The organism is Uliginosibacterium sediminicola, assembly GCF_039631295.1.
Classification (GTDB): domain Bacteria; phylum Pseudomonadota; class Gammaproteobacteria; order Burkholderiales; family Rhodocyclaceae; genus Viridibacterium; species Viridibacterium sediminicola.
The window spans coordinates 34,621-55,539 of record NZ_JBDIVE010000015.1 but is presented as its reverse complement, the minus strand read 5'-3'; the positions used below and the strand labels follow the sequence as shown (position 1 = coordinate 55,539).

Below are 20,919 nucleotides of genomic sequence, written 5' to 3'. Positions count from 1 at the left end.
CGCTTGTTGCTCATAAACACCTCCATCAGCCTGAAAGTTTAAGGCTTCAGGGTGTCTAGAAAACCCGGGGCGATTCAAACTGACCCGTATCATCCTCGGCACGCTGACCCTCATCGTGCTCATCGCCGCCATCGTGCATCCACTGCCCTCATATAGAAACGAGGACGACGAGTAGTTGAGGGAGCGAAGCGACAACCCGCTGTTTTATACGGGTTGATAAGTGGGCTTCTAGAATTGAGATGCTAGAAAAGATTAAGTTCGTTGTACTGCATGATTAAAAATCGTATGGACAATGGAGTGTCGTAAATAAGTTCGCTTTTGAATACTATCCACAATCCCAACTGCGACTGTATGCATTGCGAGTTCCGCAACGTTGGCGTATTTGTCCAACGCCTCTCGGCTGTTGATAGTCAGCTTCTTGCCATGTGCGATCTGATTCCGAGCGGATACTAGACTATCCAATAGTGTGCCTTCTGTTGCGATGTAGTTGGATTCAAGTGCCAACCGATCGAGCCACTCAATAAGCAGATCGGGCCAGAGATTTGAGATAGACGGAATTTGCTCGAACTGTGTAACTTGTTCTTCCAGGCGCGTGTTAAACCCGTCCATGAACGCAGAGAAGAACGCAGCGCTGTCGCCTTTGGATATGAGCTCCTTCTTGAGCTCCCCCATAGAAAACGTTGCTAATCTCCAATTAAGATGCTTTCGCTGAATTCGAAGCTTTCCAAGGGCTTCCAAGTAAACACCCAGTGCGAATTTGCAGAAGCCTTCGTAGTGAGCATAGAGCATCGCTACATTCGCTCGGAGCAAGGCTTGTTCGTGCAGTGAGCCCTTGGTAGTTCGGATTAAGTCCTTTCGCATCAGAGCAAGCTCTGCCTCGCGCCACTCTAGGTCGCGCGTGAGCTCCTTCGAAATTGCGGATGCAAGCAATGTCATTTAAGCAAAGGCAGCAGATACTAACTCGATTCTACGTACCATCTTTGGTAGAGAATTTGCTCCCGGCCCAGTCACTTCTCGAAAGGCCTCTGATTCGACAACTCGAGCAAGGATGATTTGTGCTGATTCTGGGCTAAGTCCTTCAATTTTATTCAATTGCTCCAAGCACCCTCCCGTAACAGCCTCGTAATAGGCTGGCGCAACTCCTCCCATTGGCGATCCGTTTCTATATTTGACGAACGCATAGGGACCAAAGAGCCGTGACAATTGGGAAAATAGACGATCAAAAACCTCAAACTCGGCAGCTAAGTCAAATTCATTCTTACTCAGCAGGACCGAGTCCATGAAGTCATCGAGCCAGTCGCTGACATTCCCCTTGAAGTTGGTCCGATAGTTTTTTGTTGCAAAAAAACGTAGAACTAACTCTTCATTGGTACGCGTATCCATTGCTGTGGAGGGCAGAAGCTCAACCGTCGTTGTATACGGGCCGTGTGCCGCGCACCTCTTTAAGAACTCATAGAATGCAACTCCAGAATCCCCAAGCATGCGTGCATTCACGTTTCGAATATCTTGCTCGGACAATTTTGCCCCACCGGTGTTTAGTCGCTTGAACATCTCATATCGCAAAAATTGGCTGCTCTGCCGTTTAATAACAACAGTCCTAATTCCCGTGCGCTTGAGCCGCAACTTTAGTGTCATTGGCAGATCGTCGAAAGATTGTCCGTTTAGTTCTGGAATCAGGTCGCACCCTTGCAACGTAAGTTTGTCCAAATTCAACGCTCGATGATTGAGAAATTGGATTAGCGAGCTAACCCGTTGTAGGCCGTCTATAAGCTCGAAGACACCGCTTTCACGTTCAATCACAAAGATTGAAGGAATTGGAAGCTCCAAAAGCATTGACTCAATTAGTCGTGATCGCTGCTCGGGGCTCCATCGAAAGAGTCGTTGGAAATCAGGCTGAATTACTAGCTCAGCAGCCTCGTGTAGCGATGTAATTTCGCCAACAGAAAGGTCCAAACTTTCAGTTCGAACTTCCCCAATCCGTTTGTCAATTGCATCGACGATGTCCATTTTCTCTCCTAACTAAATTCTCCTGTTGGGGCGAATAGTACAGATAGTGCAATCATTTTGGCATAACCAACACAAAGCTAAGCTAGGTAGGGGGCTCGGCGCCCCCCCCCGCGTTTAGGTGTGGCTACCGGCACGTTTTCTCTCTGCGCTGAAATAGCTCGACAAAGCGCACGAACGCCTGCCCACTTAAACCGCCAATCCTTGCTGGCCGCAGACGGCCAATCTACACAGCTTTTTCATGATTCTGCTTGGAGTTTGCGGTGGATTCCGTACCTCAGCTACGAACCGGATCAGGCGAAGGCCATTTTGCGCACGGCTGTCTGCCGTTCAGGCACCCGATTCAGATTTTGATGATGGTGTCGCTGTAGCGCGCGACCAGTGCGTCGTGCGTCATCAGGCGCATGGGTTCAACGAGCGCTTGGGCGATGAGAATGCGGTCAAAAGGGTCGCTGTGATGTGCCGGTAGATCTTCCACGGCTACGGCGTGTTCTGGCTCAAGCGACAGACTTCGATAGCCGGACTCGGCGAAATAGCGCAGCGCATCTTTGCCGGACACGGGCATGTCGCCGCGACCCAATGAGTGTTTGATGGCGATTTCCCAGATGCTGGCGACGCTGATCCAGACATTGGTTTTTGGCGAGGCAATAAGCTCGCGGGCCTTATGCGGCAACTTTGGGCTGTCGGCGATGGCCCACAAGGCTACGTGCGTGTCGAGCAGCAGGTTCAAGGCTGAGCTCCGCCCATGAAGAGCTGAGCTACTTCGTCATTGTGTGCGTCGATGTTGTCCGGTACTTCGAACAAGCCCTTGGCGATACCGATGCGCTGGCCGGCCGGCGCGGCATCTATGGGCACCAGCTTGGCTGCGGGGCGCCCGTTACGGGCAATGACGATTTCCCGCTCCTCGCCTTGTTCAATGGCCTCGACCAGGCGGGATAGCGAAGTTTTGGCTTGAAGCATGTTCACCGCTTGCATGGCAGCCTCCATAAGTTAGAGCTTAGTCTAGTCTGGCTAAGTAGCGCTGTCAAAACGCACTCTGGCGGCTTGTTTTCGAGCGCGTACGCGGATGATGCGCAAGTTCGCTAGGGCGGGCTCGGTGAGCCCAGGCGTTCAGGAGTGGCGATTTACGTGCTTTCCGCTCTGCGCTGTAGCGGCTCTGCGTTTTGCGCCTCAGCTCCAAACCGGATCAGGCGCAGGCCATCTTGAGCACGGCTGCCGTTCAGCGAGTAGCCCGGATGAAGCACAGCGCAATCCGCGAGTGCGGAAACCCCGGATTCCGGCAAGCCTGCATCCGGGCAACGTGTATAGGCCTTCGCCGCCTGGGCCGAGTTTGGCGCGAGCCTACGCCGCCTGCAGCGGACGCACTTCCAGTTCGATCTGCTTGCCTGCTTCGGCTTCGGCCAGTTTGAGGTCGTAGGCGCTTTGCAGGTTGAGCCAGAACTCGGCGCTGGTGTTGAAGTAGCGGGCGAGGCGCAGGGCTGTGTCGGGGGTGACGGCGCGGCGTTCGCGCACCACGTCGTTGATGCGCGGGGCGGGTACGTGCAGGGCCATGGCGAGTGCGTTTGCGCTCATTGCCAGCGGCACCAGGAATTCTTCGCGCAGCACTTCACCAGGGTGAATGGGGCGCATCTTGTTGCTTGCCATGATTTCTATCCTCCCGCGCTCAGTGGTAGTCCACGATTTCCACGTCTATTGGCCCGGTAGCAGACCATACAAAGCACACCCGCCACTGATCGTTGATACGGATGCTGTGTTGCCCTGCGCGGTCTCCGCTCAGGGCTTCGAGCCGGTTTCCGGGCGGTGCCAGCAGATCCCGCAGCTCGATGGCGGCGTCCAGCATCTGCAACTTGCGCTGTGCGACGGATTCGATGTTGCGAAAGCGTTTGGGGTGTTTGCCTTCGTACAAGGCCTGAGTGTCTGCACAACGGAATGAGCGGATGGCCATGTTTTCAATGTATAACGAGGTGCGTTAAACGTCAATCGAACAGAGAAAGCCAGCGGTGTGCGCAGTGTCTGGTCTTTCTGTGGTGGATTCTGCGCCTGAGCTATCAGCCGGGGTAGGCGTTGGCGATCTCAGGTTTTGATGATGGTGTCGCTGTAGTGCGCGACCAGCGCGTCGTGCGTCATCAGACGCATGGGGGCGACGAGCGAAACCTGCCACGGCTATGGCGTGTTCTGGTTCAAACGACAGGCTCCGGAAGCCGGCCGAGGCTTGCGATGAGCGCTGCGGCACGCGCGTTTGGCGGGGCAGAGGCGGTAAAACGCTGAAGTAATGACTATGTTATGGAGATAGTCCGTTATCATTTCTGTATGCGCCAGGCGATCAATCCTCCCCGAGATTCACTGATTCGTTCTCTGTTCGAGTCCTACATCGAGATGTATGCCTCGCGCGATCGGGCTTTGCTTGCGCGTTTTTCGGCGGATTTCAGCGGCTACACCGGCGGCGGTGATTTCCTGGTCAAGGATCGCGCGGCCTGGCAGGACATCACCTTGCATGATTTTGCCCAGGTGCCCGGACGCATCCGTATCGAGATGCTCGATCTGTCCTTGCAGGATCTGAGCGAGGACGTGGTGCTGGTCTGCGCGTTTTTCCATATTCACCTGCCGCTGGCGGATCAGATTCTGTCACGCGAAACTGCGCGGGCGGTGCTGGTTTTCCGTCAGGAGGCGGCTGACTGGAAGATCGTGCATAGCGGGATCTCGATTCCCTACCATCTGGTGGGCGACGATGAGGTTTATCCGATCAAGGGCTTGCTTGAGCACAACCGCGAGCTGGAGGCGCTGGTCGAGGAACGCACGCGGGCGCTGGAGGATGCCAATCACAAGCTGGAAACGCTCAGTTACTGCGACGGCCTGACCGGTATTGCCAACCGTCGCAGCTTCGACCGCATGCTGCAGCAGGAGTGGAACCGTGGTCTGCGTGCCGGCACGCCGCTGGCCTTGATCATGATGGATGTGGATCACTTCAAGCACTTCAATGACCACTACGGCCATCAGCTGGGTGATGCCTGCCTGCAGGCGCTGGCCAAGACCCTGGCGACGCAGGCGGTTCGCGCCGGTGAGCTGGTGGCGCGCTATGGTGGCGAAGAGTTCGTGGTCTTGCTGCCGAATTCGGACGAAGCGGCGGCGCTGGCCATGTCGCGCAAAATTCAGCGCGATGTGCACGCCCTGGGCTTGCAGCACGAGGGCGCCGATCCGGCCATCGTGACGCTCAGCCTCGGCGTGGCCAGTCTTTTGCCTTCAAAGCGGTGCACGGCGGCTGAGTTGTTGAGTCAGGCGGATGCCGCGCTGTATTGCGCCAAGCAAGCGGGGCGAAATTGCGTCCGTGCCAGCAGCGCGCGCCCGCTTTAAAGTCCTGTTGTTGTCGGTGCTATCAGCTATGTGTTTCACGATAAGTATCTGCAATTTTGGTATTTAGTGTGCCGTGAGGAGCTGGCTAGACTGGCTCATCTCTCACTGACGATAGGGCGCATTCATGTCACATGCCATTCCGCTTTCCCGAATTTCCAGCGCACTGCGCGGCACGCTGGTGTTTGCCATGCTGGGGCTGGCCAGTCTTGGCGCTCAGGCGCAAAGCAGCCTGCTCAATGTTTCCTACGATGTGTCGCGCGAGCTCTATAAAGACATCAATACGGCGTTTGCCGCCTCCTGGAAGGCCAAGACCGGCGAGACGGTGACGATCAAGCAGTCGCATGCCGGTTCGACGGCGCAGGCGCAGGCCGTCGTGTCGGGGCTGGAAGCTGATGTGGTGACCATGAATCAGACGCCCGACGTAGAGCTGCTGGTCAATAACGGCGGGCTGGTTGCGCCCGACTGGCGCAAGCGCTTCCCGCATGATGCAACGCCTTACACCTCGACCATCGTGTTTCTGGTGCGCAAGGGCAATCCCAAGCAGATCAAGGACTGGGACGATCTGACGCGCCCCGGTGTGCAGGTGATCGTGCCGAATCCCAAGACTTCGGGTAACGGGCGCTATACCTATCTGGCCGCCTGGGGCTACGGTCTGGAAAAGTCCGGTTCGGACGCGGGCGCCAAGGATTTCGTGCGCCGTCTGTTCGCCAATGTGCCGATTCTCGATGGCGGCGGCCGTGGCGCGACGACCAGCTTCACGCAGCGCGAGATCGGTGATGTGCTGGCGACCTTCGAGAACGAAGTGGCGCTGATCAATAATGAAGTCGGTGAAGGCAAGTTTGACGTGGTCTATCCCTCGCTGTCGATCGACGCACCGGCTCCGGTGGCGGTGGTGCAGAAGGTGACCGACAAGCATGGCACGACCAAGCTGGCCGAAGCCTATCTGAACTTCCTGTTCTCGCCGCAAGGGCAGGAGATCATCGCGCAGAAGAGCTTCCGCCCGCGTGATCCGGCCGTGCTGAAGAAGTACGCCAACAACTTCCCGACTATCCGTACCTTCAGCGTCGAGCAGAAACTGGGCGGCTGGCCGGCGGCGATCAAGACGCACTTTGCCGATGGTGGCGTCTACGATCAGATCTTCACCCGTCGCTAAGCATCACTGAGTTATGTGGCCGTAAGCAAAGCCCGCCGGGCTTGGCTTGCGGCCATTTTGTTTTACAGCTCCGGGGTGTAGCCCCAGCGTGGCGTGAGCAGCAGCACGATCAGGGAAACCAGAGCCAGCAGGCTGGCGGCATAGAGGAAGAGCGGCGCCTCGGCAAAGCGCTGCGGGTAGATCGCCAGCGCTGCGCCGAGCCCGGCGGCATTGCCGCCCGCAGCCAGCACGGCGGCGGCGTAGTCATGGAAACGGCGTGCCTTGTTGGCGCCACTGGCCCATTGCGGATCGGTGTTGTAGCTGGGCAGGGCGTGGTGCGCATTGCCCAGGCGCTCCATCGATGAGAGGAAACGGCGCAGATTGGTGATCGCGCGCTCGGCTTTGTAATTGAGGAAGGCCAGACAGATCGAGGCGACCGGAAAGCCGAGGATCAGCCATTCCACCGGTGCCTCCTGGGCGCCGGTACTCGGCCGCAGGGCGACCAGCGCCGCCAGCAGGCTGAGCACGATGCTGACGTAGAGCGTCAGTACCTGCTGGCGCTGGGTGATGCGTGCGTTGACTTCCTGATAGGCCGCAATGAAGCGGTAGTTGGCATCGACGATGTGCTGACTCATGCGGGGCGTTTCCGTGTCATGAATGGGGGTCGCGGCCCTTATCCTCGATCAGTCCGTAGCGCTTGAGCTGGCTATCGAGCTCAGCTCGGTGGATGCCGAGGCCGCGCGCGGTGCGCTCCTGATCATGCTGGTGATGGGCCAGAGCGGTCCTGAAGATGAGGTGCTCAATCTGTTCGTAAAGCTTGGGTGCGGCGCTGCCGAGCAGGCGCTGCAAGGGCTCACGCAGCGCGTCGAGTGAGGCTGCGATCTCCGGCGCGCGGTTCTCCGCCACGACAGGCGCCAGGCTGGGCGCCTGAGCAGCCAGATGGGGCAGGCGCAGATCGGTGGCGCCAATAATGTTGTTGTGGCAGACGATCAGGGCAAAGTGCACGACGTTTTCAAGCTCGCGGATATTGCCGGGCCACTCGTAGCGCAGCAACCGCTGCTCGGCCTCCGGGCTCAGGACTGGCTGCGAGCGCTGCATCTTTTGGCGGTGGTAATCAATGAAGTAACGCGCCAGGGGCAGGATGTCGCCACGTCGCTCGCGCAGCGGCGGCAAGTGCAGCGGCGCGACATTGAGGCGGTAGAACAGCTCGCGGCGGAAGTGTCCGGCCCTGACCGCACGCTCCAGATCGACATTGGTGCCGGCCACCAGGCGGATATCGAGCGGAATCGCCTCGCCTGAGCCCAGGCGCAGCACCTGCCGCTCCTGCAGCACGCGCAGCAGCTTGATCTGCGTGGACAGGGGCAGGTCGCCCACCTCATCGAGGAACAGGGTGCCGCCCTGGGCGGCCTCGAACCAGCCCGCGCGGGCCGCTGTCGTGCTGGCGAGTGTGCCGGCTTCATGGCCGAACAGCTCGGCTTCAAGCTGATTGTCATTGAAGGCACCACAATTGACCGCCAGGAAGGGCCCGCTGCGCCCGCTGATGGTGTGGATATGGCGCGCGATCAGTTCCTTGCCGGTGCCAATCTCGCCCAAGATCAGCACATTTGCGTCGCTGGGGGCGATCTGTTCGAGGTGTTGGTAAATCGCCGCCGACTTTGGGTCATGGAATACCAGGGCCTTGGCGCGGATGGAGAGCGCCTGATCCTTGCTGCTGGGCAGGGTCAGCAGATGTCCCTGGACTGCGCTGGCCGCGGGGCTGTCGCCTGAGTCCGCGAACTCGGCGGGTGAATGCGTATTCGGGATCATGGTGTGCTCCGGACCCGTCTCAGGCTTATGACTCGGATCTCTTTCATTTTCGGGAGCGCGGCCCCCGAAAATGAAAGAGGGCTGCAATGCAGCCCCCGATTCAGATGTTCGTCTTATTTGATGCCGTAGATCTGGTCGAAGACGGCACCGTCTGCAAAGTGGGTCTTGCCGACCTTGCCCCAGTCGCCGAATAGGTCGCCGAGCTTGAACAGCGAGACCGGTGCGAACTGCTTGGCGTACTTGGCCGCCACCTTGGGGTCACTTGCGCGGTAGAAGTTCTTGGCTGCAATCTCCTGGCCTTCGGGCGTGTAGAGGTATTGCAGGTAAGCTTCGGCCACCTTGCGGGTGCCACGCTTGTCGACCACCTTATCAACCACGGTTACCGGCGGTTCTGTGAGGATGGACAGCGAAGGCGTCACGATTTCAAACTGACCCGGTTGTTCCTTGATGGCCAGATAGGCTTCGTTTTCCCAGGCGATCAGCACGTCACCAATGCCACGCTCGACGAAGGTGGTGGTGGCACCGCGTGCGCCGGAGTCCAGCACCCGGACATTGCTGTAGATCGACTTGACGAAGGCCTTGGCCGAATCGTCGGTGCCGCCCTTTTGCTTCAGTGCATAGCCCCAGGCTGCCAGGTAGTTCCAGCGTGCGCCGCCCGAGGTCTTGGGGTTCGGCGTGACGACTTCGACACCGGACTTCACCAGATCCGGCCAGTCCTTGATCTTCTTGGGATTGCCCTTGCGGACCAGGAAGACGATGGTCGAGGTGTAGGGCGAGCTGTTGTGCGCGAGGCGTTTTTGCCAGTCGGGGTTGATCAGCTTGGCCTTGTCGACGATGGCGTCGATATCACCGGCCAGGGCCAGGGTCACCACATCGGCTTCCAGACCGTCGATCACCGAACGGGCCTGGGCGCCGGAGCCGCCGTGGGAGGCCTTGATGGTGACGGTTTCACCGGTCTTGGCTTTCCAGTACTTGGCGAAAGCAGCGTTGTACTCTTGATAGAGCTCACGCGTGGGGTCGTAGGAGACGTTGAGCAGGGAGACGTCAGCGTGGGCTGCGACAGCACTCAGACCAAGCAGGGCGGTGAGCGCCAGTTTGCGCGAGAACTTCATGTACAGCGTCCTTTCTTAAAGGTTTCATCAGGAGACGAAGCCACTTTAGGGAAGGGCGCTCAGCATGAGAACGAATAAAAGATGTGTTGCTTATGAATAAAATGAATTAAGAGCGGGGGCAGATGCGAACTTTTGGGTCGCTGCGCTCAGGTCTGGGCAAACTCGTTGAGCGTCAGCCAGTACGCGCCAAGCTGTCCGACCGTATCGAGAAACTGTTCAAAATCAACAGGCTTCCTGATGTAGCTGTTGGCGCCCAGGCGGTAAGCCTCCTGGATGTCCTGCGCTTCGCGTGAGGTGGTCAGGATCACCACCGGCAGCAAGGCCGTGCGTGCGTCGGCGCGGATGCGGCGCAGCACTTCGAGGCCGTCGATGCGCGGCAATTTCAGGTCGAGCAGGATCACGGCCGGCATCAGCGGCGCCTGGCCGGCCCGGCTGCCACTGGCAAACAGATAGTTGAGGGCTTCGACGCCATCGCGGGCGACGATCACTTCATTGCGGATGCGATGCTTGTTGAAGGCGCGCAAGCTGAGCGCTTCGTCGTCCGGATTGTCTTCAACCAGCAGGATGGGGCGATCAGATGGCATGCGAATTCAGGTGTCGAGGGAGGTGGCGCACGGTCGTCATGTCCGGGGAGGGGCTTGCCGCGCAAGGGTATGTACGAATGGGAAAATCCTAAATTGTGTTGAAGTTTGACCGGAATTTGTCGCTAGTCAAACCCAGAAGACGTGCTGCGTACGCCGGAAAAGGCGCGCATCGCTGCGATGCATGGTTTGTAAATTATCGCTAAATCATGTGTTCTTGGGCAAAAACTATTGGGGCAAGAGTTCAACGATGAGTTTCGTATTGCCGGACATTCCGCATCAGACGAATCGCCATTTCATGGACGCCGTGGTCAAGAGCACCCACGAGCAGGAAATTTCGCTCACCGATGACGTCTATAACCAGAACGGCGTGAAACTGTTGTCACGCGGCGCCAAAGTGTCGTCGGAGACCTATTCGAAAGTCATCAGTCACAAACTGGTCAAGCCGATCGAGCTATGCCTGAGCGTTGAAGATGCACCGTCTGGCGAGATGCTGGCGCGCACCGCCGAACAGGTGCTCGACGAATTCCCGCTGCTGACCGACCTGTGCAGCTGGAAGCACGGGCGTGTGACGCCGTTGGGCATGCTCAAACAGTGCAAAATGGGGGAGGGCGCGTCGTCCTTGCTGGCGGTTGCCTTCGCGCAGAACCCACTGGCCGCGCGGCATGCGGTGATGACTTCACTGATCGCCATGGGCCTGTGTAATGCGCACCGCTACAACGATCCGCAGATGCTGGTCAGCTTGTGCCTGGCCGGCTTGTTTCACGACATTGGCGAGCTCTACGTCGACCCGGCAAGCATGCAGGCTGATCATGTGCTGAGCGCGCAGCAATGGCATGCCTACAGCTCCCACCCCATCATCGGCGCGGCGCTGGCGCGTGAAGTCTGCCGTTTCGACAAGACGACCCAGCAAGCCATTCTTGAGCATCACGAGTACGCCGACGGTTTTGGCTATCCGCGCAATCTGTGCGGCAAGGGCCTGTCGGTGGCCGGGCGTCTGGCTTCGCTGTCCGAGGTGCTGGCAGCCCTGATTACCAAGCCCTCGGCGGAAAGCCGTATCGACGTGGCCCTGAAGATCATGCCCGGAGAGCATGATCGCGAATTGGTCAGTCTGGTCTATGAACTGTTGCATGGCCGCCAGAGAACGGCCGTGCCGCCGCCGCCCGGTTCGACGACCAAGGCTGAAGACGTGCACGCGGTGTTCATGCGCATCGCGGCGGTGCTGTCGGTGTACGACGACATCATGCATCACCGTGAATGCCTGCAGCCCAAGGTCGAAGGCATGCTCAGCGAGGCGTTCAACCGCTTTGTCGAAATCCAGAAGGCCTTTGCCAGTACCGGCATCAATGGTTTGCAAAGTCTGGAGCACGCGGAGGATTCCGACGCGCTGCAGGAAATCCGCCTGGAGGCGGAGTGCGTGCTCAACGAGATCGCCTGGCGCCTGCTCAAGCTCGCCCGCGAACTGACGCTCAAGGCGGCGAGCCTGGGCGAACAGGAGGCCGGGCCGCTGCTGCGCCTGTCCAATGCGCTGGCAGGCACGGAAGAGACACACCATGAGGCCGTGGTCGAGTTGTTCTGAGCCGCGCAGGCATGTACCGCGTAGCGTCAGGTGTAACAGCCCGGGCGGGCCTGGCGCCTAGCTGAGCGCTCGTTGTGCGGTGCAAATCTGCCTCAAGGAATGATGTCACGTTGCCGTTAGCTGCATGAGAGGTTTTCTGCGAGGACACAAAATGCTGCAAACGGCAGACTCAGGGTTTGGACAGCCGGGCGAGCTCCCGGCGCACTCGGATCAGTATCTGAGCTTCACCCTTGGCCATGAAGAGTACGCAATCGATATTCTCAAGGTCCAGGAGATCCGGGGCTATGACGCCGTGACGCGGATTGCCGGTGCGCCGGAATTCATCAAGGGCGTGATCAATCTGCGCGGCATCATCGTGCCGATTGTCGATCTGCGCATCAAATTCGGGATCGGCAGCTTTGATTACACCGCCTTCACCGTGGTCATCATCCTCAAAGTGGGCGCGCGCGTGATCGGCATCGTCGTCGATAGCGTCTGCGATGTGATCGACCTGTCGATGTCGGCCATCAAGCCGGCACCGGAGTTTGCCGCGATGGTCGGCTCCGAATTCATCGCCGGACTGGCCAGCCTGCAGGAGCGCATGCTCATCGTGCTGGATATTGAACGCATGTTGTTGTCGACCGATCTGGGCCTGGTCGATCAAGACCTCCACTGAATCACCGCTTTTTTTCCGGAGCACTTTCATGAATGCCATCCTTCGTCCAGCCGTCCTGCTCATGAATCGCCTGAGCGTTCAGCAAAAGCTGTTTGCTGTCGCCGCCGCGATGCTCATGGCCGTGGTCGTCTGTGCCAGCTTGTTGATGCTGCGCATCGAGTCTGACCTGGGCTTTTCGGTCAAGGAAACCTATGCCACCTCGCTGATCCTGCCCGCGCGTCAGCTGATGCAAGGGGTGCAGGAGCACCGTGGCGTGTCGCAGGCGGTCATCTTGGGCAATAGCGCCATGCAGTCGCGCTTCTCCGAGATCGACGCACGTGTGCGCGAGGCGCTCAAGCGCGGCAGCAGCGCGGTGAGCGAGGCGGGGGCTATCGTGAGTGTGGCGCCGGATTGGCAGGCGATCAGTCGTGACGCCGAGCGCATGCTGGAGCAGGGCGCGCGGCAAACGCCCGAAGAGAGCATGAAGACGCATAACGAACTGGTGAAGAGAATTGCCGACTACATCAGCCGCTGCGCGGACGACACCAATGCGACCCTGGACCCGGAACTCGACAGCTATTCGCTGATGGACATCTTCTCCGTGCAGGGGCCGAATGCCGTCGAATTCATGGGGCAGGCGCGCGCACGCGGCACCACGGTGGCGACACGGCGCGCTTCGGTGGAGGATGATCGCACCCGCATGACGGTCTATATGGCGCTGACGCAAAGAGCGATGGACACCCTGCAGAGTGATGCCGCAAAAGCCGGCGGAGCCAATCCTGCGCTCAAGGCAGAGCTCGACCGCCAAGCTGGCGAAGTTACTGCGGCTTTCACCAAATTCAATAATCTGCTGCGCAACGAGCTACAGCAGGTCAAGCCGAATCTTGATCCGGCGCGTGTGTTCGATGAGGGCACCAGCAGCATCAACGCCACCTACGGCATGATTGATCTGGCCGCGCGCCTCTTCGATACGCGCATCCAGGCACGGATTGAGCGCCTCAAAGGTGAGCGCACGATTGCCCTGGGCGCCATCGTGCTGGCGCTGTTGCTGTCGGGCTACATGTTGCTGGCGGTGCGCCGTGGCGTGACCGGCTCGGTCAATACTCTGCGCGCAGCCTGCGAGCGCTTGTCCAACGGCCAGGTCGATCAGGCGTGCGAGGTGCACACGCAGGACGAGTTCGGCGTCATCGCGCAGAGTCTGGAGCATGTGCGCTTGGTTCTGAATGATGTTGTGCGTTCGCAAAAGGCGATCACCCTGGAACACGACAAGGGCCAGATCGATTACCGCATCGACGCACAAGCTTTTGCCGGTGCTTATCGCGAGATGGCCGAGCTGACCAACGAGCTGGCGCACAGCCATATCGAGGTCAATCAGCGCTTTGTCGACACCTTGCGCCATTACGCGGATGGCGACTTCTCGGTCAGCATGCCTGAGTTGCCGGGCCAGAAGCGGCAGATCACCGATGCAGCCAATGACATCAAGGCCAAGCTGCTGGCGCTTAGCGAAGTCATCAACCGTCTCGCCGATGCGGCCGCCAATGGCGATTTCACGCCGCGCGGCGACGAGAGCCAGTTTGCCAACGGCTATCACGCCATGGTGGTCAGCCTGAATCGCCTGATGAATACCGCCTCGGCCGGCCTGGGTGATATTGCGCGGGTCATTGGCGCGATGTCGCGTGGCGACCTTACCGAGCGTGTCACGGCCGACTATGCCGGCACCTTCGGCGAACTCAAGAACGATGTGAACACCATGGCCGACCAGCTGCATGACGTGGTCAGCCGCATCGTCGAAGCTTCGCAGTCGGTCAACACGGCAGCGCAAGAGATTGCGACCGGCAATTCGGACCTCTCCTCGCGTACCGAAGAGCAGGCCGGCAGCCTCGAAGAGACGGCGGCCAGCATGGAAGAGCTCAACGCCACCGTGAAGCAGAACGCCGAGAATGCGCAGCAAGCCCGCGCGCTGACGGCCAGCTCCAGCGATGTGGCCGCGCGCGGTGGCGAGATGATGCGCAAGGTGGTCGACACCATGGGCGCCATCCAGGAATCGAGCCGCAAGATTTCCGACATCATCGGCGTGATCGATTCGATTGCCTTCCAGACCAATATCCTCGCGCTCAATGCGGCGGTGGAAGCGGCGCGTGCCGGCGAGCAAGGCCGTGGCTTTGCGGTGGTCGCCAGCGAAGTGCGCAACCTGGCGCAACGCAGCGCGCAGGCGGCCAAGGAGATCAAGACCCTGATCGCCAGCAGCGTGACCACGGTCGATAGCGGCGCCCGTCTGGTGCAGGACACCGGCCACACGATGGAAGATCTGGTGCAGAGCGTGCAGCGTGTCTCCAGCCTGGTGACCGACATCTCGGTGGCCAGCCGTGAGCAGGCCGATGGCATCGAGCAGATTTCCAGCGCGGTCGGTCAGATGGATGAAGTGACGCAGCAGAATGCGGCCCTGGTCGAAGAGGCTGCCGCTGCCGCCGAGAGCCTGGAAGAGCAGGCGCGTGCCTTGCAGGAAACTGTTTCGCAGTTCCGTCTGAGCGCTGCGGTGCCTGTGGCCACGCGCACAGCCGCCAAGTCGCCTGCCGCTGCGGCGGCACGTCCGGCCGCCCGAAAAGCTGCGACGGCGCAGATCGCCGCCAAGCTCGATGATGAATGGACCGAGTTCTGAGTGCTCGGTGCTGCGCGTGCCCTGCGCGCGCAGCCCATCAACGCCCGATCTGATTTGATCTGAATGGATGCTTACTGTGGCTGATCTTCCCAAACCTGGCAGTACCCCGTTCACCTCTTCGCTGGCTACGGCGCGCAGCACGCGTACGCCGCTCACGCCGGCGGCTGCGCTGGTCGAACCGCCGCGCTTTGATTCTTCGGATCGCGAGTTCCTCTACCGCGAAGCGGACTTCGAGCGCGTGCGCAGCCTGATCTACAAACGCGCCGGTATTTCGCTCTCGCCGGTCAAGCACGACATGGTCTATAGCCGTCTGGCCCGCCGCTTGCGCGCCAAGAGCCTGAAGACCTTCAAGGAATACCTGGACCGTCTGGAGTCCGGCGTGGATCCCAGCGAGTGGGAAGCCTTCGTCAATGCGCTGACCACCAACCTCACCTCCTTCTTCCGTGAAGCGCATCATTTCGACATCCTCGCCGACTTCATGCGCGGCCTGGAGCGCCGGCCGATCAAGATCTGGTGCAGCGCCGCGTCGACCGGTGAGGAGCCGTATTCCCTGGCGATCACCGCCTGCGAGGTGTTCGGCTCGATGACGCCGCCGGTGCAGATCATCGCCTCCGACCTCGACACCAATGTGCTGGCCCAGGGGGAGCGTGGCGTCTACGCAGAGGAGCGTATCGAGCGCATGGACCGCACGCGGGTGCAGAAATTCTTCCTGCGCGGCACCGGAACGCAGGACGGCTTCGTGCGTGTGCGCCCCGAGCTGCAGCGCCTGATCAGCTTCCGGCGCGTCAACCTGCTCGACCGCCAATGGCCGCTGCAAGGGCCGTTCGATGCCATGTTCTGTCGCAATGTCATGATCTATTTTGACAAGCCGACGCAATACGACATTCTGGAACGCTTCCTGCCGCTGTTGCGCGAAGACGGCTTGCTGTTTGCGGGTCACTCGGAAAACTTCATCCATGCCGCAAAACTGTTCCGTTCGCTCGGAAGGACTGTTTATGCACGAGCGAGCACTGGCACGCGCGCCTGACGGCGGCGTTGAGCACTTCGCGCGCAATGTCTATTTCGATCATGCGCTCGCCTGCCAGGCCATCAAGGTCCTGCCCGGTGAGTATCACGTGGCGAGTCATGAACTTGCCATCGTGACCGTGCTTGGCTCCTGCGTCTCAGCCTGCTTGCGCGATACGCGCCTGAAAATTGGCGGCATGAATCACTTCATGCTGCCCGATGCCAGCTCCGGCGTGGCTTCCGAGTCTGCGCGTTACGGCGCCTATGCGATGGAGCTGTTGCTCAATCATCTGCTCAAAATGGGCGCACGCCGTGAGAACCTGGAAGCCAAGGTATTCGGCGGCGGGCGCGTGCTGGCTGCGCTGATCGGCGCCCAGGTCGGCGAACGCAATGCCGAATTCGTGCAAAGCTATCTGCAGACGGAAAAGATTCCCGTCGTCGCGGCCGATCTGCTCGACATTCATCCGCGCAAGATCTGCTTTTTTCCGCAGACTGGACGCGTGCTGGTCAAACGTCTGCACGAGGCGCGCGATGCCGCTTTGCTCGAACGCGAACGCGCTTACGCCGCCAGCCTCAAGAAACCTTTGTCTGGCGCTATCGAACTATTTTGAGTGTGGGCATGAACAAGATTGGCGTACTGGTTGTTGACGATTCGGGTGTCATGCGTGCCTTGCTGAGCAGTATCATCAATGCTGCAGGAGACATGCATGTCGTGGCCATGGCGGCTACTGCCGCCGAGGCGCGGGAAACGGTAAAGTCGAGCAACCCTGATGTCATGACCCTGGATGTGGAAATGCCGGGCATGGATGGATTGGATTTTCTCGACCGGCTGATGCGCCTGCGGCCGATGCCGGTGGTGATGATCTCGGGCCTGACCGCACGTGGCTCGGACACCGCCCTCAAGGCGCTGGAGCTGGGCGCGCTGGAGGTCGTGGCCAAGCCGCGCAGCGATAGTCAGCGGGGCATTTATGATGCGGCCACGGAAATCTGCGACAAGATCCGCGCCGCTTACCATGCGCGAAGCCGCGTCGGTGCGGGGCGCAACAGCCTGAGCAATGGCGCGAACAAGAACAGCATGGCCAGTGATGGACCGGTATTGGGGGCACGCGTGCAACAAGAAAACTTCATCATGATCGGCGCCTCGACAGGCGGCACCGAGGCCATCAAGGATGTGCTGGTGCCCTTGCCGGCCGAGATGCCGCCGATTCTGATGGTGCAGCACATGCCGGAGATGTTCACCGGCTCGTTTGCCAAGCGTCTGGACAGTCTGGCCCGTGTGCATGTCAAGGAAGCCGAGGATGGCGAACGCATTCGTCCCGGTGTAGCCTATCTGGCCCCTGGGCATTCACATCTGTCGATCCGCAAGACTGCGGCCGGCTATGTCTGCGCACTGGCCGACACGCCACCGGTCAATCGTCATCGTCCGGCGGTGGATGTGCTGTTCAATTCGGCCGCCAGCGTACTGGGCGAGCGTGCGCTGTCTATCCTGCTGACCGGCATGGGCAAGGACGGCGCTCAGGGCATGCTGGCGATGCGCCGCGCAGGTTCGTGGACGGTCGCTCAGGATGAAGAGAGTAGTGTGGTATGGGGCATGCCGCGCGAGGCGATCCAGATCGGCGCAGCCTGCGAAGTGGCATCCGTACGGGATATTCCGGGTCTGCTGCTGGCGCGTTTGCGTGCCGGGCGGCATTGAATAATCCACTCAAGGCTGGCAGCGGCCGGACGATAACAAAGAAGACCTTGTCGAAGGAGAAATAAATGGATACGCATGTCACTGTCAATGAAGGCTCGGCTGTTCTGAGACTGGCAGGGCGCTTTGATTTCAAGGCGCATCGCGAATTCCGCGAAGCAGTGGACAGCCTCTTGCAGCAAGCGGGCAAGAATGCTGTGCAGGTCGACATGAAAGATGTCTCCTATCTGGACAGCTCGGCGCTGGGCATGCTTTTGATGCTGCGCGACAAGGCGAAAGCCACCAGTCGCGACGTCGCCCTCGTCGGAGTGAGCGGCAGTGTGCGCCAGGTGCTGGACATCGCTAACTTCTCCAAGCTGTTCTCGATCAACTAGGCGAACGCTGCAGATTCCTGCCGGGCCACCAGGGAATCCTTCACGGGCTTCCCTGGTGGCCCTTTGTTTATGTGCGCCATGGCGCGCGAGCATGCGGGTATTTACGTAGGTTTTGCGTCAGCTCAGATGGCGGCGCCGGACTTATCTCAAGTTGCCCAGCTTGTATCCGATAAGCCTTGCATCCAGAACGAACAAGGTACACGTCGGATATGGGGGGAAACATGGGGCCAACTACACCGCGGCGTATCGGACTGTTCGTCTTGGTGCTGCTGCTCAATGCTTGGGGCGTGTTGGTCCTGCGTTGGGCGGCTGGCGCGTGGCCGATTGCGCCAGCCATCGCCCTGTGTTTGGGTATTTCAGCCGGTTGTTTCGGTTTTGCCTGGCTCACCCAGCACCGTTCGCGGCTTGAGACGCATGCCATGCTGCTCTGGATGCAGACCCTGCTGCGCGAAGGCAATCTCGCCGGTCGTGTGCCGGAGACAACTTCCCTGAGTGGTCGCCTGGCGGCGTCCATCAACCAGTTCCTGCAGTCCTTGCAGGGCATCTTCGGCAAGGCGCTGGTCGATGCTGGGCATCTGGAGCGCATCGCGGGTCAGGTGTGCGAGGGTTCGCAAGCCATTGTTCAGGGTTCAGAGCAGCAGAAGCAGAGTGCCGGACATACCGCTTCGGCGCTGCACGAGATGGGCGCCCATGTGCAGGAGACCCTGCTCGATGCGCAGGCGGCGGCGCGCATCGCCGAGCAGGCTACCCAGCTCTCCGAGCAGGGACGCTCGGCGGTACTGGCAGCTGTCGGCGAGATCGAGGGCCTGGCGGCCAATTCCAGTGCGTCCATCGAGCTGATGTCGCGCCTGCGCGAGCGGGTGATGGAGGTCACACGCTCGGTCAGTGAAATCCACGAGATTGCCGATCAGACCAATTTGCTGGCGCTCAATGCCGCCATCGAGGCGGCGCGGGCGGGCGAGCAGGGGCGTGGCTTCGCGGTGGTGGCTGACGAGGTCCGCAAGCTGGCCGAACGCACCACACGGGCGACCAGTGACATCACCGCTGTCACCAACCAGATGCAGCAGGACACGCAGAGCGCCATCGTCTCGATCGAAGACGGCAGCGCGCGCGTACGTGTTGGCGCCACGCGGGCACGCGACGCGATGGACAGCCTGCAGGCGATCAATGAAGGGGCGCAGGTGACCTTGCAGCGCGTGGAGTCGATTGCAACGGCGATGGATGCGCGCCGGCGCGAAGCGGCCCAGCTGGAGCAGGCACTCGACCAGATGCTCGAATCCGTGGCGCAGAACCATCACCTGGCCACGGTGACCCAGGCTCATGCCCTGCAGCTGGGGCAGCAGGCCGAGAACATGCAGGAAATCGCCAAGGTCTTCGAGCTCGGCGAGGGCGGGCGAGCGGCGCAGCAAGCCTACGCGCAGATGCCGCAAGTGGTTCAGGACGCGGCGCGCCGGGTGGCGGCGGTGCTTGAAGCGGCGATCGATGCAGGGCGAATCCGCCTGGAGGATTTGTTCGACGAGCAGTACGTGCCGATTCCCGGCAGCTCGCCGCCCAAGTTCCACACGCGCTTTGATGCGCTGACCGATGAAGTGCTGCCGGCGGTGCAGGAAGCCGTGCTTGATGCCTTGCCTGGCGGCGTGTTTGCCGGTGCCGTGGATCGCCGCGGTTACTTCCCGACCCATAACCTGCGCTACAGCCAGCCACTGACCGGCGACCCCGAGATTGACCGCGTCAACAACCGTACCAAGCGGATTTTTGACGACCCGGTCGGGCGTCGCTGCGGGGCGCATCAGCTGCCTTATCTGGTGCAGACCTATCGCCGCGATACCGGTGAAGTGCTGCATGACATTTCGTCTCCCGTTTTCGTCAAGGGCCGCCACTGGGGGGGCTTCCGGATCGGTTTCAGGATCTGATTTGTGCCTAAAGTTTGTCGGCCAGGGGTCGTAATGTCTCTTGGGTTACCTACATATCGAGGTCTTCGCTGACCTCAAATGAAACTCGGTACGGAGAACACCATGTCGGAGTTGTTGAAGAATATTGATGCCAGAACCCGGCTTGCAGGGACAAACAAGCTGGAAATCCTGCTGTTCACGCTGGGCGTGGATCACCGTACCGGCCGACGCGAGAGCTTCGGCATCAACGTGTTCAAGGTGCGCGAAGTCATGAAGACGCCGCCGATCACGGCTGCGCCCGACATGCCCGGCGGCATCGAAGGCATGGTCTCGCTGCGCGGACAGCTGGTGCCGGTGGTCGATCTGTCGCGTTACTGTGGCATTGATCCGGCCGGTCGCCACGACATCATGATCGTGACCGAGTACAACGGCCACACTCAGGGTTTCCTGGTCGAGGCGGTGGATACCATCCTGCGTCTGGACTGGTCGCAGATGCGCGTGCCGCCCGAAATGCTGACCAATCGCATGGGCGGTCTGGTCACGGCCGTCACCGAGCTGCAGGAAGGCAATCTGGTGATGATGCTGGATGTCGAGAAGGTGCTCTCGGAGACCTCGGGCTACGACGAAGAGTCGGTGTTCCGCGACATTCCCAAGCTCGAACGCGACTTCACGGTGTTCTACGCCGATGACTCCTACGTGGCGCGCAAGCAGATCGAGCGCACGCTCGATTCGATGGGCGCCAAGGGCATTCCGACGGTCAATGGCCGCGCCGCCTGGGACGAGCTCGAACGCATCGCCGCCCACGCCGAAGTGACCGGCCGCAAGGTCTGGGAACTGGTGCACCTGATCCTCACCGACGTCGAGATGCCGGAGATGGACGGTTACATCCTGACCAAGAAAATCAAGTCTGATCCGCGCTTTGACGGCGTGCCGGTGCTGATGCACTCCTCGCTGTCGTCGATGTCGAATCAGACCCTGGGCAAGTCCGTCGGCGTAGATGCCTACGTACCGAAGTTCGAACCGCATCGTCTGGCGGACGCGATCCGCACGATGCTGGCGCCGGACAGCGTCAATCTTGCTGCTTGAACCGCAGCCTGAAT

The 20,919-nt window shown here is 60.1% G+C and carries 21 protein-coding genes; 11 read left to right on the top strand and 10 right to left on the bottom strand.

Features of this window, described 5'->3' with window-relative positions; genetic code table 11:
* Positions 1–252: 252 nt before the first annotated feature.
* The 6 genes from ABDB84_RS18975 to ABDB84_RS18950 form a co-directional block, all read right to left on the bottom strand.
* Positions 253–936, bottom strand: coding sequence for an MAE_28990/MAE_18760 family HEPN-like nuclease (locus ABDB84_RS18975; protein WP_345921352.1), 684 nt, complete (start codon positions 934–936; stop codon positions 253–255).
* Positions 937–2,007, bottom strand: a complete 1,071-nt coding sequence (locus ABDB84_RS18970; protein WP_345921351.1) for a DUF262 domain-containing protein — start codon at positions 2,005–2,007, stop codon at positions 937–939.
* 340 nt (positions 2,008–2,347) lie between these two features.
* A complete protein-coding gene (locus tag ABDB84_RS18965; protein WP_345921350.1) occupies positions 2,348–2,734 on the bottom strand; it encodes a type II toxin-antitoxin system VapC family toxin in 387 nt (128 codons plus the stop codon).
* On the bottom strand, positions 2,731–2,979 hold the full coding sequence (locus ABDB84_RS18960) for a type II toxin-antitoxin system Phd/YefM family antitoxin (protein WP_345921349.1): 249 nt from the start codon (positions 2,977–2,979) through the stop codon (positions 2,731–2,733). The genes ABDB84_RS18965 and ABDB84_RS18960 overlap by 4 nt, the downstream gene beginning before the upstream one ends.
* A gap of 366 nt (positions 2,980–3,345) precedes the next feature.
* Positions 3,346–3,648, bottom strand: a complete 303-nt coding sequence (locus ABDB84_RS18955; protein WP_345921348.1) for a HigA family addiction module antitoxin — start codon at positions 3,646–3,648, stop codon at positions 3,346–3,348.
* 19 nt (positions 3,649–3,667) lie between these two features.
* Positions 3,668–3,949 carry a type II toxin-antitoxin system RelE/ParE family toxin gene (locus ABDB84_RS18950; protein WP_345921347.1) on the bottom strand — a complete coding sequence of 94 codons (282 nt, stop codon included), beginning with the start codon at positions 3,947–3,949 and terminating at the stop codon, positions 3,668–3,670.
* Positions 3,950–4,287: 338 nt separating this feature from the next.
* Between ABDB84_RS18950 and ABDB84_RS18945 the strand changes: the two genes are divergently transcribed.
* Together ABDB84_RS18945 and ABDB84_RS18940 are read left to right on the top strand one after the other, a co-directional pair.
* Positions 4,288–5,355, top strand: coding sequence for a GGDEF domain-containing protein (locus ABDB84_RS18945; RefSeq protein WP_345921346.1), 1,068 nt, complete (start codon positions 4,288–4,290; stop codon positions 5,353–5,355).
* 124 nt (positions 5,356–5,479) lie between these two features.
* Positions 5,480–6,508 carry a sulfate ABC transporter substrate-binding protein gene (locus tag ABDB84_RS18940; protein ID WP_345921345.1) on the top strand — a complete coding sequence of 343 codons (1,029 nt, stop codon included), beginning with the start codon at positions 5,480–5,482 and terminating at the stop codon, positions 6,506–6,508.
* Between the two features lie 62 nt (positions 6,509–6,570).
* Here the strand turns inward: ABDB84_RS18940 and ABDB84_RS18935 are convergent, their stop codons facing one another.
* The 4 genes from ABDB84_RS18935 to ABDB84_RS18920 form a co-directional block, all read right to left on the bottom strand.
* A complete protein-coding gene (locus tag ABDB84_RS18935; protein WP_345921344.1) occupies positions 6,571–7,122 on the bottom strand; it encodes a hypothetical protein in 552 nt (183 codons plus the stop codon).
* 16 nt (positions 7,123–7,138) lie between these two features.
* Positions 7,139–8,293 carry a sigma-54 interaction domain-containing protein gene (locus ABDB84_RS18930; RefSeq protein WP_345921343.1) on the bottom strand — a complete coding sequence of 385 codons (1,155 nt, stop codon included), beginning with the start codon at positions 8,291–8,293 and terminating at the stop codon, positions 7,139–7,141.
* A gap of 113 nt (positions 8,294–8,406) precedes the next feature.
* Positions 8,407–9,405, bottom strand: coding sequence for a sulfate ABC transporter substrate-binding protein (locus tag ABDB84_RS18925; protein WP_345921342.1), 999 nt, complete (start codon positions 9,403–9,405; stop codon positions 8,407–8,409).
* A gap of 146 nt (positions 9,406–9,551) precedes the next feature.
* Entirely contained in the window at positions 9,552–9,989 is a 438-nt protein-coding gene (locus ABDB84_RS18920; RefSeq protein ID WP_345921341.1) for a response regulator, read from the bottom strand.
* Between the two features lie 247 nt (positions 9,990–10,236).
* Here ABDB84_RS18920 and ABDB84_RS18915 point away from each other — a divergent pair, with 247 nt between their 5' ends.
* The 9 genes from ABDB84_RS18915 (at position 10,237) to ABDB84_RS18875 (ending at position 20,905) form a co-directional block, all read left to right on the top strand.
* Positions 10,237–11,565, top strand: a complete 1,329-nt coding sequence (locus ABDB84_RS18915; RefSeq protein ID WP_345921340.1) for an HD-GYP domain-containing protein — start codon at positions 10,237–10,239, stop codon at positions 11,563–11,565.
* A gap of 151 nt (positions 11,566–11,716) precedes the next feature.
* Entirely contained in the window at positions 11,717–12,220 is a 504-nt protein-coding gene (locus ABDB84_RS18910) for a chemotaxis protein CheW (RefSeq protein WP_345921339.1), read from the top strand.
* A gap of 28 nt (positions 12,221–12,248) precedes the next feature.
* Positions 12,249–14,858 (top strand): methyl-accepting chemotaxis protein, encoded by a 2,610-nt coding sequence (locus tag ABDB84_RS18905; protein WP_345921338.1) that lies wholly within the window; start codon positions 12,249–12,251, stop codon positions 14,856–14,858.
* A 67-nt stretch (positions 14,859–14,925) separates the two neighbouring features.
* The gene (locus ABDB84_RS18900; protein ID WP_428715108.1) at positions 14,926–15,885 is read left to right on the top strand and encodes a CheR family methyltransferase; all 960 of its coding nucleotides are present in this window, start codon (positions 14,926–14,928) and stop codon (positions 15,883–15,885) included.
* A complete protein-coding gene (gene cheD, locus ABDB84_RS18895) occupies positions 15,854–16,474 on the top strand; it encodes a chemoreceptor glutamine deamidase CheD (RefSeq protein ID WP_345921336.1) in 621 nt (206 codons plus the stop codon). The genes ABDB84_RS18900 and cheD overlap by 32 nt, the downstream gene beginning before the upstream one ends.
* An 8-nt stretch (positions 16,475–16,482) precedes the next feature.
* Positions 16,483–17,556, top strand: coding sequence for a protein-glutamate methylesterase/protein-glutamine glutaminase (locus ABDB84_RS18890; protein ID WP_345921335.1), 1,074 nt, complete (start codon positions 16,483–16,485; stop codon positions 17,554–17,556).
* A 65-nt stretch (positions 17,557–17,621) separates the two neighbouring features.
* Positions 17,622–17,927 carry an STAS domain-containing protein gene (locus tag ABDB84_RS18885; RefSeq protein ID WP_345921334.1) on the top strand — a complete coding sequence of 102 codons (306 nt, stop codon included), beginning with the start codon at positions 17,622–17,624 and terminating at the stop codon, positions 17,925–17,927.
* A 221-nt stretch (positions 17,928–18,148) separates the two neighbouring features.
* Positions 18,149–19,840: a methyl-accepting chemotaxis protein gene (locus tag ABDB84_RS18880; RefSeq protein ID WP_345921333.1), complete on the top strand. Its 1,692-nt coding sequence runs from the start codon at positions 18,149–18,151 to the stop codon at positions 19,838–19,840.
* A 102-nt stretch (positions 19,841–19,942) separates the two neighbouring features.
* Positions 19,943–20,905, top strand: coding sequence for a chemotaxis protein (locus ABDB84_RS18875; protein ID WP_345921332.1), 963 nt, complete (start codon positions 19,943–19,945; stop codon positions 20,903–20,905).
* The last annotated feature ends 14 nt before the right edge of the window (positions 20,906–20,919 follow it).

Bases quoted from the DNA above. Each gene is read 5' to 3' on its own strand.
- ABDB84_RS18890 (WP_345921335.1), top strand. From the start codon at position 16,483: ATGAACAAGATTGGCGTACTGGTTGTTGACGATTCGGGTGTCATGCGT.
- ABDB84_RS18975 (WP_345921352.1), bottom strand. From the start codon at position 936: ATGACATTGCTTGCATCCGCAATTTCGAAGGAGCTCACGCGCGACCTA.
- ABDB84_RS18925 (WP_345921342.1), bottom strand. From the start codon at position 9,405: ATGAAGTTCTCGCGCAAACTGGCGCTCACCGCCCTGCTTGGTCTGAGT.
- ABDB84_RS18910 (WP_345921339.1), top strand. From the start codon at position 11,717: ATGCTGCAAACGGCAGACTCAGGGTTTGGACAGCCGGGCGAGCTCCCG.
- ABDB84_RS18880 (WP_345921333.1), top strand. From the start codon at position 18,149: ATGGGGCCAACTACACCGCGGCGTATCGGACTGTTCGTCTTGGTGCTG.
- ABDB84_RS18940 (WP_345921345.1), top strand. From the start codon at position 5,480: ATGTCACATGCCATTCCGCTTTCCCGAATTTCCAGCGCACTGCGCGGC.
- ABDB84_RS18920 (WP_345921341.1), bottom strand. From the start codon at position 9,989: ATGCCATCTGATCGCCCCATCCTGCTGGTTGAAGACAATCCGGACGAC.
- ABDB84_RS18950 (WP_345921347.1), bottom strand. From the start codon at position 3,949: ATGGCCATCCGCTCATTCCGTTGTGCAGACACTCAGGCCTTGTACGAA.
- ABDB84_RS18915 (WP_345921340.1), top strand. From the start codon at position 10,237: ATGAGTTTCGTATTGCCGGACATTCCGCATCAGACGAATCGCCATTTC.
- ABDB84_RS18945 (WP_345921346.1), top strand. From the start codon at position 4,288: ATGGAGATAGTCCGTTATCATTTCTGTATGCGCCAGGCGATCAATCCT.
- ABDB84_RS18960 (WP_345921349.1), bottom strand. From the start codon at position 2,979: ATGCAAGCGGTGAACATGCTTCAAGCCAAAACTTCGCTATCCCGCCTG.
- ABDB84_RS18935 (WP_345921344.1), bottom strand. From the start codon at position 7,122: ATGAGTCAGCACATCGTCGATGCCAACTACCGCTTCATTGCGGCCTAT.
- cheD (WP_345921336.1), top strand. From the start codon at position 15,854: ATGCACGAGCGAGCACTGGCACGCGCGCCTGACGGCGGCGTTGAGCAC.
- ABDB84_RS18955 (WP_345921348.1), bottom strand. From the start codon at position 3,648: ATGGCAAGCAACAAGATGCGCCCCATTCACCCTGGTGAAGTGCTGCGC.
- ABDB84_RS18970 (WP_345921351.1), bottom strand. From the start codon at position 2,007: ATGGACATCGTCGATGCAATTGACAAACGGATTGGGGAAGTTCGAACT.
- ABDB84_RS18875 (WP_345921332.1), top strand. From the start codon at position 19,943: ATGTCGGAGTTGTTGAAGAATATTGATGCCAGAACCCGGCTTGCAGGG.
- ABDB84_RS18905 (WP_345921338.1), top strand. From the start codon at position 12,249: ATGAATGCCATCCTTCGTCCAGCCGTCCTGCTCATGAATCGCCTGAGC.
- ABDB84_RS18885 (WP_345921334.1), top strand. From the start codon at position 17,622: ATGGATACGCATGTCACTGTCAATGAAGGCTCGGCTGTTCTGAGACTG.
- ABDB84_RS18900 (WP_428715108.1), top strand. From the start codon at position 14,926: ATGCTTACTGTGGCTGATCTTCCCAAACCTGGCAGTACCCCGTTCACC.
- ABDB84_RS18930 (WP_345921343.1), bottom strand. From the start codon at position 8,293: ATGATCCCGAATACGCATTCACCCGCCGAGTTCGCGGACTCAGGCGAC.